Origin of the sequence: Ruegeria meonggei (assembly GCF_042768335.1) — a bacterium.
Classification (GTDB): domain Bacteria; phylum Pseudomonadota; class Alphaproteobacteria; order Rhodobacterales; family Rhodobacteraceae; genus Ruegeria; species Ruegeria meonggei.
Genome location: NZ_JAXHBT010000001.1, coordinates 578,246 through 591,901, shown reverse-complemented (window position 1 = coordinate 591,901; position 13,656 = coordinate 578,246). Strand labels below are relative to the sequence as shown.

At 57.5% G+C, this 13,656-nt stretch carries 11 protein-coding genes and 2 tRNA genes; 5 read left to right on the top strand and 8 right to left on the bottom strand.

What is annotated here, in order from left to right:
• Positions 1-2 precede the first annotated feature (2 nt).
• The gene (locus SJY13_RS02960) at positions 3-941 is read left to right on the top strand and encodes a hypothetical protein (RefSeq protein WP_377187491.1); all 939 of its coding nucleotides are present in this window, start codon (positions 3-5) and stop codon (positions 939-941) included.
• Here the strand turns inward: SJY13_RS02960 and SJY13_RS02955 are convergent.
• The gene (locus SJY13_RS02955; RefSeq protein WP_085820685.1) at positions 928-2,247 is read right to left on the bottom strand and encodes an ATP-binding protein; all 1,320 of its coding nucleotides are present in this window, start codon (positions 2,245-2,247) and stop codon (positions 928-930) included. The genes SJY13_RS02960 and SJY13_RS02955 overlap by 14 nt on opposite strands.
• Positions 2,248-2,291: 44 nt before the next feature.
• Here SJY13_RS02955 and SJY13_RS02950 point away from each other — a divergent pair, with 44 nt between their 5' ends.
• The 3 genes from SJY13_RS02950 (at position 2,292) to SJY13_RS02940 (ending at position 3,562) form a co-directional block, all read left to right on the top strand.
• On the top strand, positions 2,292-3,206 hold the full coding sequence (locus SJY13_RS02950) for an MBL fold metallo-hydrolase (protein WP_377187488.1): 915 nt from the start codon (positions 2,292-2,294) through the stop codon (positions 3,204-3,206).
• 77 nt (positions 3,207-3,283) lie between these two features.
• Positions 3,284-3,358: transfer RNA gene (locus SJY13_RS02945), tRNA-Asn, on the top strand.
• 129 nt (positions 3,359-3,487) lie between these two features.
• Positions 3,488-3,562 (top strand) — tRNA-Asn (locus tag SJY13_RS02940).
• 72 nt (positions 3,563-3,634) lie between these two features.
• Here SJY13_RS02940 and SJY13_RS02935 read toward each other — a convergent pair.
• From SJY13_RS02935 to zwf, 5 genes are all read right to left on the bottom strand, one after another.
• Complete coding sequence (locus SJY13_RS02935) at positions 3,635-5,701, bottom strand: acyltransferase family protein (protein WP_377187485.1); 2,067 nt, start codon at positions 5,699-5,701, stop codon at positions 3,635-3,637.
• Positions 5,702-5,888: 187 nt separating this feature from the next.
• Positions 5,889-7,508: a long-chain-fatty-acid--CoA ligase gene (locus SJY13_RS02930; protein WP_377187482.1), complete on the bottom strand. Its 1,620-nt coding sequence runs from the start codon at positions 7,506-7,508 to the stop codon at positions 5,889-5,891.
• A 182-nt stretch (positions 7,509-7,690) separates the two neighbouring features.
• Positions 7,691-9,301 carry a glucose-6-phosphate isomerase gene (pgi, locus tag SJY13_RS02925; RefSeq protein WP_377187479.1) on the bottom strand — a complete coding sequence of 537 codons (1,611 nt, stop codon included), beginning with the start codon at positions 9,299-9,301 and terminating at the stop codon, positions 7,691-7,693.
• A 5-nt stretch (positions 9,302-9,306) separates the two neighbouring features.
• Positions 9,307-9,978, bottom strand: coding sequence for a 6-phosphogluconolactonase (gene pgl, locus SJY13_RS02920; protein ID WP_377187476.1), 672 nt, complete (start codon positions 9,976-9,978; stop codon positions 9,307-9,309).
• Positions 9,975-11,429, bottom strand: a complete 1,455-nt coding sequence (gene zwf / locus SJY13_RS02915) for a glucose-6-phosphate dehydrogenase (protein ID WP_377187473.1) — start codon at positions 11,427-11,429, stop codon at positions 9,975-9,977. Before zwf ends, pgl begins: the two co-directional genes overlap by 4 nt.
• A 162-nt stretch (positions 11,430-11,591) precedes the next feature.
• Here zwf and SJY13_RS02910 point away from each other — a divergent pair, with 162 nt between their 5' ends.
• On the top strand, positions 11,592-12,545 hold the full coding sequence (locus SJY13_RS02910; RefSeq protein ID WP_377187470.1) for a radical SAM protein: 954 nt from the start codon (positions 11,592-11,594) through the stop codon (positions 12,543-12,545).
• Here the strand turns inward: SJY13_RS02910 and SJY13_RS02905 are convergent, their stop codons facing one another.
• Both SJY13_RS02905 and SJY13_RS02900 read right to left on the bottom strand, forming a co-directional pair.
• On the bottom strand, positions 12,546-13,241 hold the full coding sequence (locus SJY13_RS02905) for a hypothetical protein (RefSeq protein WP_377187467.1): 696 nt from the start codon (positions 13,239-13,241) through the stop codon (positions 12,546-12,548).
• Positions 13,242-13,345: 104 nt separating this feature from the next.
• Entirely contained in the window at positions 13,346-13,615 is a 270-nt protein-coding gene (locus tag SJY13_RS02900; RefSeq protein ID WP_377187464.1) for an usg protein, read from the bottom strand.
• Positions 13,616-13,656 lie beyond the last annotated feature (41 nt).

The following is a 13,656-nucleotide window of genomic DNA, read 5'->3' as shown; positions in this document are numbered from 1 at the left end:
CCTTGAACCCGCTGCACATCGCCGCTCGCCACGGACCTTATGTATTGTTGGCGGGCTTGATTGCCGGGCTGTTGTTGCCCGGTCTGGCGCAACCCATGCGCCCCCTGCTACCGCCGATGGTGGTGCTTTTGCTGTTCGTCACAGTTTTGCGTATGCAGCCCGAGAGCATTCTGGGTTCGATCAGGCACCTGCCCCAGGTCATCGCTATTGTTGTCGCGTTGCAATTGGCTCTGCCGTTGTTGGTTCTGGCTGGCGGCGCGGCAGGCGCGTGGATCGGCAGTCCGGTGTTGTTTGCGCTGCTGGTCATGACGGCCGCTCCGTCCATCGCCGGCAGCCCGAACCTTTGCCGGATGATGGGGCATTCGCCAGAATTTGCCTTGCGTCTGCTGGTGGTCGGCACTGCGCTGTTGCCGTTGACCATGGCGCCTGTGTTCTGGCTGGCACCGGAACTTGGCAGTTTCAGCGCCGTACTTTGGGCGGCCGGGAAGCTGCTGGTCACTATCTCACTTGCAACGGCAGTTGCGATCACCCTCCGGAAAACCATGCTCCGGACCCCCTCAGAAGACACCGAGTTTAGCCTGGAAGGTCTTGCAAACATCACTCTGGCTGTCTTTGTGGTGGGCCTGATGCCTTCGGTCAGCGAGTCCCTTTTGATGGACACCGGGCAGGCCCTGTTCTGGATCGTCTTTGTCTGCGTTATGAATTTTGGCGCGCAGGTGGTCTTTTTCAAGCTGACACAATTTCGTTTGCCCCCTGCAAGCGCCACGGCGGTTTCTGTGATCTCTGCAAACCGGAATATCGCGCTGTTTTTCGTAGCGTTGCCGCCGGACGTCACCGCACCGATCATGGTGTTCATCGGCGCGTATCAGATTCCGATGTACCTGACGCCCTTGGTCATGCGGTGGCTATACCAACGCGGGCCAAAGCCTACCGGCCAATGATGATGTCGGCACACAGGCCGCCCAGCCGCTCACTTTTGCCCAAGCGTAACACGCCCCCATGCGCGCGGGCGATATCCGCCACGATGGCTAGCCCCAGCCCCACGCCGCTGCCCTGATTTTGGTTGCGCGCCGGGTCCAGACGGGAAAACGGTTTGACCGCCTCTGTACGCTGCTCGGGGGGAATGCCCGGCCCGTCATCCTCAACCCGGATACGGATAGATTTTGGTGTGATCGTCAGACTGACATCGGCATGCGCACCATATCTAACCGCATTTCCGATCAGATTTTCCACCGCCCGACGAATGGCTGTGGGCCGCAGCATGGTGGTGCCTGCCCCCTCGACCAAGACAAGATCCGCCGCGTGACCTGCCCGTTTCGCATCCTTGACGATCTGCTGCAGCAACACCTCCGGATTCACAGCTTCCGGTGTCCCCTCGGCTGCGCCACGGGAAAACTCCAGGAAAGCATCCAACAGCAACTGCATCTCGTCCACGTCCTGCTGCAGCGGAGCGGCGTCATCTTCGGGCAGCATCGACAGGCCCAGTTTCAGCCGGGTCAGCGGTGTCCGCAAATCGTGGCTGACCCCGGACAACATCATCGTGCGCTGCTCCATCTGGCGTTCGATGCGGGCGCGCATGTCCAGAAACGCACTGCCGGCGGCGCGCACTTCGATCGCACCACCCGGAGAGTACGGCACCACGCGTCCGCGACCAAAGGCCTGAGCGGCCTCGGCCAGTCGGGTTATCGGGCGCAGCTGATTACGCATGTAAAGAAACGAGATCGTGGTCATGACGACGGCAAAAAACAACATCGTCACGATCAACTGGTGCGGCGCCACCGGTGACAGGCGGCGGCGATCAAAGGTCAGTTGCAACAGGCCAAGCTTTGTATTCAGGTACAACCGCGCCTCATGTGTACTAGGCAAAGCAACCATTTCAAGATCCGGCAACAAGGCGCGCAGCTCGAACTCGACCTGTGGCGCGATGAAATCATACCACCGGCGAGAGCCGATCACGGGCTCTTCGTTGATACCCAAAAACCGAGCCTTCATATCCAGCGCCACCAGGTCGGGGCGCACGGCCGCCAAAGCCTGTTGTTGCGTTTCCATCACTGCCACGACATCGGTAATCAACGTCACCTCGCGCGAGGCTGCGCGGGTCATCTGCGCCGTGACATCTTCGAGGTGCTTTTGAAGGAAGGCGATGCCCACCACCAACAGCAGAACAATCACTGGCAGGACCAGTATCAGCGCGGAACGGGCATACAGGCTGCGCGGCATATAGGGTTTGAGCCATTGTGCGGACATGCGCTAAACCTAACGGGCTGTTACGACAAGAGAAAGAGTGCAGAATGCAGGCCCCAGACGATTTCAACCCAATCCCCGGTCAAGCTGTTGAATTGCAGCCCGGTCTGCGACGCATAGTGGCACCGAACCCTTCACCCATGACCAATCGCGGCACCAATACCTATCTATTGGGCACCCGTGACATCGCCGTGATCGACCCCGGCCCCCAAAGCGAGCCACATCTCGAGGCGATTCTAAACGCGGTGCAGCCGGGTCAACGCATCAGCCATATCATTGTGACCCATACCCATCTGGATCATTCGCCCCTCGCCGCCCCTTTGTCCGCGCGCACTGGCGCGCCGGTTCTGGCCTTTGGCGGCCCTCAGGCAGGGCGCAGCGCGATCATGTCTGAGCTGGCGCAACAGGGGCTTGCGGGCGGCGGTGAAGGCATCGACACAGGGTTTCGCCCCGATATTGAAGTGGCGGGCGGCGCGCGGGTCGCCGGAGATGGTTGGCAGCTTGAGGTCATCCACACGCCAGGCCATCTGGGCAATCACATCGCACTGGGTTGGGAAGATGTGTGTTTCACGGCTGATCACGTCATGGGGTGGGCCAGTTCGCTGGTCTCCCCCCCGGACGGAGATCTGACAGATTTCATGCAGGCCTGTCACCGTCTGCGCGCACGCGACTGGTCGGTGTTCCACGCGGGTCACGGCGCACCAATAACTGACCCTGCGGGTCGGCTGGACTGGCTGATCAATCACCGCCTTGCCCGCGAGGCCCAGATTCTGGCGGCGCTTGAGGATCAGCCGGGCTCGGCCCGGGACCTGGCCACACGCATATACACCGACACGCCAGCCGCACTATTGCCTGCAGCCGCGCGGAACGTATTCGCCCATCTTGTTGATCTGTCGGGGAAATCAAAGGTTGCATTTGACGGAGAACTCTCTGCCAATGCCCGGTTTTTCAGGCAGACCTAAGCTGCCCGAAGTTTTTTGCGAATTCGTGTCGTTCCCCTCTGGACGGCGAAAATCCGGGTTGTTATACGCCCCTCAGTTCCGGCGTAGCTCAGCGGTAGAGCAGTTGACTGTTAATCAATTGGTCGTAGGTTCGATCCCTACCGCCGGAGCCAATTTTCCCACAGTATGGATACTATCATCACGTGGGTTTTGGCCTGTGTCTCACAGTCAGAGTTTTCGACGAAAAATCACTTCCCCCCTCTGGACGCCGCAGAAACGGGTTGCTATACGGCGCGAACCGTTCCGGCGTAGCTCAGCGGTAGAGCAGTTGACTGTTAATCAATTGGTCGTAGGTTCGATCCCTACCGCCGGAGCCAATTCCTCCAAACCGACCAAATTCTGGGCTACGTTAGCGGATTCACGAGGTCTCAAGCCTGACCCCGACAGGGTCAGTTGATCTTTGCCATGCCCTTTTCAAGGTTGGGCACCTCCAGGAACTCAAGCAAATCTCGTTGTTCAATTGCCCACTTGATCAGCTTGTGGCTGCCAAACTCTGACAAATGATTGTCATCCTGGTAAAGCGCAATGCCTGTTTCGGGATCTGTAAAATGACAGGTGTTTTCATCGCAGAATAAGTCCATCGGCAGAACGGTAAGAACACCTTCTTTCTTTCCGAATTCTGCCAACACGCCATCCGTGTATGCGGCGCGTTTCTGCATTTCTTCCGCAGTCAGGCTGTAACACCGATTCTTCCTGATCGTGGTTGTGTCAGACCCCGGAAACAAGCTTTGGCATTGCGTCAGATCGGACCCCAGCGACGGAACCTGGGAAAAGATAACCACGCGTTTTCCAGCCCGTTTCAGCTTGGAAATGGTTTCGGCCAAAGACGATTCGAACAGGTCGCGAGTGTCTTCAAGGCTCGGGATTTCATCCTGGGCACGGGTTGTCAGCTTGTCCCTTTCGAACCGGCTTGTAGGGGGCTCTTCCAGCATGGAGTACCAGCGCGCTGATATAACCACAGCGTCATATTCGGGTTGAAGCGCCAAGGCCTCTTTGTTCTGAATGTTGTTCAAACAGTTCTGCTGACGGTCTTTTCTGATCTTCTCGCCCACGTAAAAGCGCGACACCCCAAAAAGCGGGGGGCATGCTGGAAGTTCTGCACTGTCAACTAGTGCGCCGCGGCTGACAATTTCCTGTATGAACCCGATGTGCAGATGGTGCGCGTGACTGTCCCCCAACAGAAGAATCTTTCGGGAAACAGGCCTGTCCGTTGGTTCGAACCGATAAATCACGTGCTCGGGTTCACCGGGATAAGGCAACTTTGCATAACTGACATTGGTCACCTTTGTGCCTTTGGGCAGCACCGCACTGGGAGGTGTGGACAGAAACAGAGAGTACGTAGAAAAGCCAACCAGTGCGGCAAAACCGGCGGTCGTCGCCAGGAAGGGAATATTGCCAAATCGACTGTCCCCTGGCGCAGGTTTGCGAAATCGTTCCTCGACCAGATAGTAGCTGATCGCCGCCAACGCGATAGAGATCGGGAAGAACGAAAGGCGCAGCCATATAGAAGGCTCAATCGGCATGCGGTAAGCGAAATACACCTGAACCGGCCAGTGAAACAGGTACAGGGAATAGCTGATCAAACCGATCCAAACCACTGGCCGAAGGCTAAGCACTTTCCCAACAACCCCACTTGCGCCAAAGGCAATGACCAGAACCGTGCCCAATACAGGAACCAAACTGAGAAGGCCCGGAAGCCGGCTTTCTTCAGTCATCAGGGCAAAGGACAATCCGATCATCGCAATACCCGCAAGAGCGAGATAGCCTCGTGTTTTTTCGGACGATGTGCTAGGCCGGGCATAGGGCGACAAAGGCGCCAGGAAAGCGGCCAACAAAGCACCGGCGAGCAATTCAAACGCGCGGGCGGGAAGCAGGAAATAGGCTGCACTAGGGTCCTTGCTCACCGTGATTTGCGCCACCAGTACCCCGACCACAAACAAAGCAATCAAAACACCCGTTCCAAACCGGCGCACCCACAGGACGGCCAAAAGAACGGTCGGCCAGATCAGGTAAAACTGTTCTTCCACGCTGAGCGACCACATATGAAGGAGCGGTTTGAATTCGGCTGCCGTGTCGAAATAGCCGACCTCTCGATAGAACCCGATATTGGCAAGAGACAGGATAGAAAGAGGTATCGACCTTAAAAAGCTGCTCAGATCCGCAGTCCCAAGCACCGGGTAGAACACTAGAAAACACAATCCGATAAGAAACATCGCGGCGGGTAGAAGCCTGCGAAATCTGCGGATATAAAAACGGCGATAGCTGAAGGTTCCGGTACGACCTTTTTCCTGAATGATCAATCTTGTGATCAGGTAACCGCTGATGACAAAGAAGACATCTACACCCAAAAATCCGCCCGGCACGCCGGGAATCCCGTAGTGAGCCAAAAGAACACCCAACACGGCGACCGCGCGCAGACCATCGATATGTTTGAAATACTGCCCCTGGCCCTTCACAATAACTCCGCCTTCTTAATCAGCTTTTTCGGCCAGCCCACTTACTTCAGGACGCCAGCATAAATGAATTTCGCCCACAGGCCATTAGGCCAGAATGAGCGTGATCGCTGCACTACGCGAGCATCAGTTTTAGCGCAAGTAGCCTGCCCAAAACTCCAAGGGCCTGAACCTGACGTCAAAAGGGTCATTAACGGGTCAGGACGCCCTCGAACTCTGCCCGCAAAGTACGCTTGAGGATTTTGCCTGTTGCATTCAACGGCAGAGCATCCACGAAGACAACCTTGTCGGGCACCTGCCACTTGGCGATCTTGTCATCGAAGAAGGCCAACAATTCCTCCTCGGTCGGGTCTTCGCCTTCGGCCTTTACCGCAACCAGGATCGGGCGCTCATCCCACTTTGGATGAGGCACCCCAACAACGGCTGCGGTTGCCAGTTTGGGATGCGCTACGGCAATATTTTCAAGTTCGACCGAACTGATCCACTCACCACCAGATTTGATGATGTCTTTCGAGCGGTCCCGGATCGTCATGTACCCATCCGCATCCAGCGTCGCGACATCACCGGTGGCGAACCAACCATCCTGCAGCAGATCTTGATCCTGCATCTGGAAATAGCTGTCCAGAACCCAATACCCCCGCACCATGAGATCGCCCTGCGCTTCGCCATCGCGCGGTAACTCGTTGCCATCGTCATCCACGATCTTTAGCTCAACACCATAACAGGGGCGACCCTGGCTTTCTCGCACTCTGTGCTGTTCCTCAGTCGGCAGCGCCCGGTGCTTGGCCAAGGGGTGGTTAGCAGTTCCCAACGGGCTCATCTCGCTCATGCCCCAGGCGTGAACGGTATCGACACCATAAGTTTCTCGGAAGGTTTCGATCATCGATGGGGGGCAAGCCGCCCCGCCAATGACGGTGCGCTCCAGGCTTGCCAGTTTACTGCCGGACTGCTCGGCATAGGCCAACAACCCCTGCCAGATTGTCGGCACCCCCAACGCCAAAGTGACCCCATAATTGTCGATCAGTTTCACCAGCGCCTCGCCATGCAGGTCCGGCCCTGGCATCACCATACGAGACCCCGACATGGCACAGGCGTAAGGTGATCCCCAGGCATTCACATGGAACATCGGCACAACGGGCATCACCACATCCATGGCTGAAAACCCAATGACATCGCGCGTGTTCGATCCAAAACTGTGCAGAACTGTAGAGCGATGGGAATAAAGCACGCCTTTGGGATTGCCAGTCGTGCCGGACGTGTAACACAGGCTCGAGGCGGTGTTTTCGTCGAAACTGGGCCATTCGAAACCGGGATCTCCGGCCTCGATCATCTCATCATAAAACTGAACACCAGGAATTTGGGCGGTTGCATCGTCATTGCGTGGCCCCATAAACACGAAATACTGAACCTCAGTCAGATGCTCCCGCAGTGCTGCGACCAGCGGAATAAAGGTCGCGTCGAAAAACAGAACCCGGTCCTGCGCGTGGTTGATGATGTAAGTCAGCTGTTCGGGAAACAGGCGCGGATTGATCGTGTGGCAAACGAACCCTGCGCCGGAGGCCGCAAAATAGATCTCAAGATGGCGGCGATTGTTCCAGGCCAATGTCCCGATCCGGTCCTGCGGGTCGAGCCCCAGCTTGCTCAAGGCTGATGCCAGTTTTCGCGCGTTCTCTGCCACTTGCGACCAGCTGGTCTCTGTCACTGAGCCATCGGTTTCGACCGAGAAAATCTCAGTCTCGCCATGATAGCGATCGGCGTGTTCAATCAGCGACGAGATCAGCAATGGCTGCGTCATCATCTGTCCCAGCATGGGCATCCTCCCTATGTCAGCACGGTTTCTGAGTGACCGTACCATTTTATTGCAGCGTAACGCGGACCGATCTGGCGCGGTTTCGCTGCTTCTCCTCAGGAAGAACCCTGCCAATCATTTAATTGTCTGACAATAAGAGAATGCGGCCTGCCGCTACGGCAGGGCACGGTTTCCGCGCGGATTTAGTCCCGGTGGCGCAGCGCATAAGCGACCAGCGCCGCGGTCGAGCCGTCCTTGCCATCAGCGCTGATCTCACCGTCGACGACCGGGCCCAGCGAGGTCGCCAGTTCCTTACCAAGCTCAACCCCCCATTGGTCGAACGAGTTGATCCCCAGTAAAACACCTTCGACAAACACGCGGTGCTCATACAGCGCGATGATCTGGCCCAACACAAACGGTGTAAGCATCGGGTAGATCAAGGTCGAAGATGGGCGGTTGCCCGGAAACACCCGGTGACGGGCCTGACGTTCCAGTTCTTCGCCTTGCAAACCCTTGTCAGCCATAAGTTGCCGCGCCTCATCCAACCCACGCCCTCGCATCAGGGCCTCGGATTGGGCAAAGCAATTGGCCAGCAACAGACGGTGATGGTGGACAAGCTCGGGCTCATGACCCTCGGCGGCGACCATGAACTCGCAGGGGATAACGTCGGTACCTTGATGGATCAGCTGGTAAAAGGCGTGCTGACCATTAGTGCCGGGCTCGCCCCAAACGACAGGGCCGGACGGGCCAGTCAACGGGCTGCCATCCATCGCCACGGATTTACCGTTCGATTCCATTTCCAACTGCTGGAAATAGGCCGGAAGTCGCAGCAATCGCTGATCATAGGGCAAAACGGCCCGGCTGGAATGGCCCAGAACCTGACGGTGCCAGATACCGACCAACGCCAGCAGCACCGGCATGTTCTCGACCCAATCGGCGGCCTGGAAATGCACATCCATCGCCTGACCACCTCGCAGAAACGCATCAAAGGCGTTTGAACCGACCGCGATCATGACCGGCAATCCCACCGGCCCCCAGACCGAGTAACGCCCACCAACCCAGTCCGCAAAGCCAAATACGTGCTCTGACGGGATGCCAAAGGCCTGGGTCTTGTCCAGCGCACTGGACACTGCGGCGAATTGTTTGGCCGGATCACCACCACCATCCGCCATCCAGGCCCGGGCCGTGCGGGCATTGGTCATGGTTTCGATAGTGGTAAAGGTCTTGGAGGCCACGATCACCAGCGTCCGGGTCGGATCAAGCTGGCGCAGAGTGTCGGCGATATGTGCACCGTCCACGTTGGACACATAGTGCAACCGTGGGCCGTCATGATACGGAGCCAGCGCATGGGTGGCCATCACCGGGCCCAGATCAGAGCCGCCGATCCCTATGTTGACCACATCGGTAAAGCTGCCCCCTGCCCCGATCACCGCGCCGCCGCGTACCTCTTCGGCAAAGACGCGCATGCGGTGCAGCGTGTCCAGAACATCGGGCATGACGTCCAGTCCGTCGACTTCAACCGGACCGCCATCCAGATTGCGCAATGCGGTGTGTAACACCGAACGCCCTTCGGTTTCATTGATCTTCGCCCCATCGAACATCGCGGTGCGACGGTCGGCCAACCCGGCTTCGTCACACAAGCGGATCAGGGCGTTCCGAATATCGGCGTCGATCTGAGTTTTGGAATAATCAAACAGCAGATTGCCGGTCGAGATCGAAAAACCCTGTGCACGGTCCGTGTCTGTATCAAACAACCCAAGAATGGTTTGGTCATTGCGTTCCAGGGCAAGCTTATTGAGCGTTTCCAGGTTCATCGTCATCACTCCGCCCAATGTACTGTCATGCCACCCAGAACCGCCGCAATCGGGGCGTCTTCGGGTGGCAAAGACATGGCCCGTTCCAGCGCGTCGCGCTTTGCTGTGCCAAAGATGATCAGATGTTTCGACAAGGCACCATCCAACACCTGAGCGCTGAGCGTGATCCGCGCCTCAGGTTGAACATCGGTGCGCGCCACCGCCAAGGTAGGCGCGTGACTGTCTAGCGCGGCCTCTAACCCGTCCATCCCGGGAAACAGCGAGGCGGTGTGCATATCCTCGCCCATGCCAAGCACAAGAACCGACAACGGCAGCACCGGATTGATCAGGCTTTCAACCTCGGGCAGCACGTCCTCGGGCGCTTTGCCCGCGACATACAAAGGAAGGTACTGCGCTACCGCAGCGCGGTTGGTCAGCAGACGTTCACGGATCAGACGCTCGTTCGAGCGGCCGTGGTCACCCGGCACACAGCGTTCATCCGTTGGCAGAACGTGCACCCGGTCCCATTCCAGATCCGCCGCACACAGCCCGTCAAATACCGGCCCCGGCGTGGTGCCGCCCGGAACCGCTAACGAGACCGTATCATGGTGCAGCAAAGCAGCCTCAAGATCTCCGGCCAGTACGTTTGCGACGTCGATGGCCAGCATGTCCCGGTCGGCGTATTCTTGAATGTTCATGGGTTTATTCCTTGCCAACGGCGACCGTCACGTTTCATCAGCAGCTCGGCGTCGCCCGGGCCTGTGCTGCCAATATCATAGGGTTTGGGCACGTCACCGCGCGCGTGCCAGCCTGCAATGATGGGGTCGGTCCAGGCCCAGGCGGCCTCAACCTCGTCCCCACGCATGAACAGGGTCTGATTGCCGCGGATCACATCCATCACCAGCCGTTCATAGGCGTCCGGCGGGTCTTGACTTTCGGGTCCCAGCGCCTCGGCAAAGCTCATGTCCAGCGGCACATCAACCAGACGCATACCGCCCTGCCCCGGTTCTTTGATTGTTACTTTCAAGGTGATGCCCTCGTTGGGTTGCAGACGGATCGAAAGCGCGTTGGCATGCCGCCCGGCATCGGCGCCAAAGATCGAATGCGGCGCGTCCTTGAACATCACATTGATCACCGAAGACCGTGCCACCAAACGTTTCCCGGTGCGCAAGTAAAACGGTGTTCCCGCCCATCGCCAGTTGCTGACATGGGCGCGCAGGGCCACATAACTTTCCGTGGTCGAGCGCCGGTTGCCCACTACATCGCGATAACCGGGATTGCCAGCTCCGCCTTCGAATTGGCCGCGCACGATATGATGCGGCTTCACCGGATCCAGCGCGCGGATAACCTTGAGCTTTTCGTCCCGCACCGCGTCGGGGTCAAACTTGGCTGGCGGCTCCATCGCGATCAGACACAGTAGCTGCATCAGGTGGTTTTGCATCATGTCGCGCATGGCACCTGCGCGCTCATAATACTCTTCGCGCCCGTCGATACCGACGGATTCAGCCACCGTGATCTGGATGTGATCGACGTATTGGCTGTTCCAAAGCGGCTCGAACAGCATGTTCCCGAACCGAACCGCCATCAGGTTCTGAACCGTTTCTTTCCCCAGATAATGATCAATCCGGTAGATCTGACTTTCTGAGAAATGCACAGCCAGCGTGGCGTTCAATGCCCTTGCGCTGTCGAGATCGTGTCCAAAGGGTTTTTCGACAACAATCCGCGTTTCCTGGGTTGCCAGATCGTGGGATTTGATCCGCTCGGCCAGCGGCCCGAACAAGCTGGGCCCAACCGAGAAATAAAACGCGCGTACGCGGTCGGCGGTCAGCTTGCCGGCAAGCTGATCCCAGCCTTCATCCGACAGCCCATCCAGCGCGACATAGTCGACCCGCTGCAAAAACGCACTCAGTGCACTGGCGTCCCGACACTGGTTTTCGGCATAGGTACGCAACAATTCGGTGACCATGCCAAGAAAGCCCTGCCGGTCCAGACCGGCCCGCGCTGCACCAATGATCTGCACTTGTTGGGGCCACTGTCCTGCGCAAAAACGCCGAAACAGCGCCGGAAGGATCTTGCGCTGCGCAAGATCTCCGGTGCCGCCAAAGATGACCAGATCGAACGGATCAACGGGTATAACACGAGAAACCATGCGTTTTCCTTACCTTGCCCCCAGAGACATGTCCAATGTTAGCGCAATCAATCAAGCGGATTTCCCCTCATCAAAACTCTGTCAGGTCGCCGCGGACCCACTTAACTATCCTGTATCGAAGGGCTAAGTCAGTTTGACGACTTCAAAGAACCGGATACCGGAATGAAAGACAACGCCCCTCAGAGCGCCAATATCGGCAAATTTCAGGACAAATCAGTGACAGCTGACGGGCAAACGCGGGCCTCCGTGGCGCTGAGCAACCCCGAGACATTGTGGTTCAATACCGGAACCCTGTGCAATATCGAATGCGTCAATTGCTATATTGCCAGCAGCCCGACAAATGATGCGCTGGTCTATATCTCGGCGGATGAGGTGCGCGATTATCTGGATCAGATTGAAACTCGCAATTGGCCCATTCGCGAAATCGGATTTACCGGCGGCGAGCCGTTCATGAACCCCGAGATGATCGACATGACCCGTGCCGCGCTGGAGCGCGGCTACGAAGTGTTGATTCTGACCAACGCCATGCTGCCGATGATGCGCCGCAAGATGCGTGAGGGGCTGCTGGAGCTGCAGCGCGAGTTTGGCAATAAACTGACCCTGCGGATTTCAGTCGACCACTACCGCCCCGAGCTTCACGATGAGGAACGCGGCAAAGGCAGTTTCGCAAGGACCGTGACCGGAATGGAGTGGTTGCGTGACAACGGTTTCAACATGGCCGTGGCCGGGCGCACTGTCTGGGGTGACAGCGACGCCGACAGCCGTGCCGGGTATGCAGCGTTCTTTGTGCAGCACGGGTTTGACATCGACGCGCAAAATCCCGGCATGACCGTTCTGTTCCCGGAAATGGACGAAACCGTAGAGGTGCCTGAAATCACCACCGCCTGTTGGGGCATCCTGGACAAGTCACCGGACGCGGTGATGTGCGCCAGCGCCCGTATGGTGGTCAAACGCAAAGGTGCTGAAAAACCAGCTGTTCTGGCCTGCACCCTGCTGCCTTATGAACCCGAGTTCGAAATGGGCCACACCCTGGCCGAGGCGGAGGCGGATGTGCACCTCAACCACCCGCACTGCGCCAAGTTCTGTGTTTTGGGCGGGGCCAGTTGTTCGGGCTGATCAGTTCAGTTCGGGCGATTTCCAGAATTTTGTACCGGACGCACCGGCCGACACGCGCCAGCCTGTTTTCGACAGCTCAAAGAATGATCGGCCGTCAGTAAAGCGCACGGTTTCTGCGGTGCTTTCGTCTCCGTACATCGCCCCCGTTTCAGCGTTGGCATCGTATCCATCCGCGATAAACTTATCCAAGTCGGCCGGTGTTTCGAACATGATCACGAACTTGGATTCGAACCCGCCAATGCCGATCGCCCCACCGACACCGCCTGTTCCCATGTTCATATATGTGTGCTGACCCGTATCTTTCGAAATCGCCGCGCCGCGCCCATAGCCAGCTGAAACTGGGAACACCGTAACCTTACGAGAATCAAAAACTGCGTAACCGGCGCAGATTTCATACAGCGATTGCGCTTTTGGGTTTTCCGCCAATAGTTGATCCAGAATTTCGGTGGCCATCCCATCCAGCTTGGCGCGTGTCTCTTCAGGAGTGGCTTCGTTGCTCAGCAGTTCTGAAGTCGAGTCCACAGTGCCCTCGACAGCGTTCACGCCTTTATCAATGGTATTGCCAACAGCATCAGCCCCTTGCCCGATGGCAGTGGCGGTATTCTCGGCACCCTTTTTGATTGTGTCCAAAACGCCGTCAGCTGCGGCGGGGCCGCTGAGACAAACGGCAGCGGCAATAAACAACAATCTGGGCATGGGTGATTCCTTATCTGACCGGTCGCGTGGTCAACACCCTAGCCCACGCACCCGCGAATGAAATACGTTGAAATACTTTTGTGGCACTCAATCTGGCCCAGCTGTCAGTTTACCCGAAACTCACCCACGACATTGCGCCATTCCCCCGGTGCGACCATCTTGCGATGCGTGAACCGGACGGAATGCAGCGGACCATCGATTTCGCGCTGCCAAAAGTCGATGAAATCGAACAGCTTAGGATGATCCGGCGCCAGATCGTATTCCTGCCAAATGAACGTGTTCAGAACGTGGATATAGTCGGGCATTCGGTAGAAGAATTCCGCCGTCGTCAGCCCGTATCCCTTGAGCATTAATTCAGTTTCGCTTTGCTCCATGCAGACCTCCAATTTCTTGCAAGGTCTCTTCATCATAACAC

Coding starts and splice junctions, on each gene's coding strand:
- SJY13_RS02955 (WP_085820685.1), bottom strand. CDS start 2,247: ATGTCCGCACAATGGCTCAAACCCTATATGCCGCGCAGCCTGTATGCC.
- SJY13_RS02950 (WP_377187488.1), top strand. CDS start 2,292: ATGCAGGCCCCAGACGATTTCAACCCAATCCCCGGTCAAGCTGTTGAA.
- SJY13_RS02930 (WP_377187482.1), bottom strand. CDS start 7,508: ATGCTGGGACAGATGATGACGCAGCCATTGCTGATCTCGTCGCTGATT.
- pgi (WP_377187479.1), bottom strand. CDS start 9,301: ATGAACCTGGAAACGCTCAATAAGCTTGCCCTGGAACGCAATGACCAA.
- pgl (WP_377187476.1), bottom strand. CDS start 9,978: ATGAACATTCAAGAATACGCCGACCGGGACATGCTGGCCATCGACGTC.
- zwf (WP_377187473.1), bottom strand. CDS start 11,429: ATGGTTTCTCGTGTTATACCCGTTGATCCGTTCGATCTGGTCATCTTT.
- SJY13_RS02910 (WP_377187470.1), top strand. CDS start 11,592: ATGAAAGACAACGCCCCTCAGAGCGCCAATATCGGCAAATTTCAGGAC.
- SJY13_RS02905 (WP_377187467.1), bottom strand. CDS start 13,241: ATGCCCAGATTGTTGTTTATTGCCGCTGCCGTTTGTCTCAGCGGCCCC.
- SJY13_RS02900 (WP_377187464.1), bottom strand. CDS start 13,615: ATGGAGCAAAGCGAAACTGAATTAATGCTCAAGGGATACGGGCTGACG.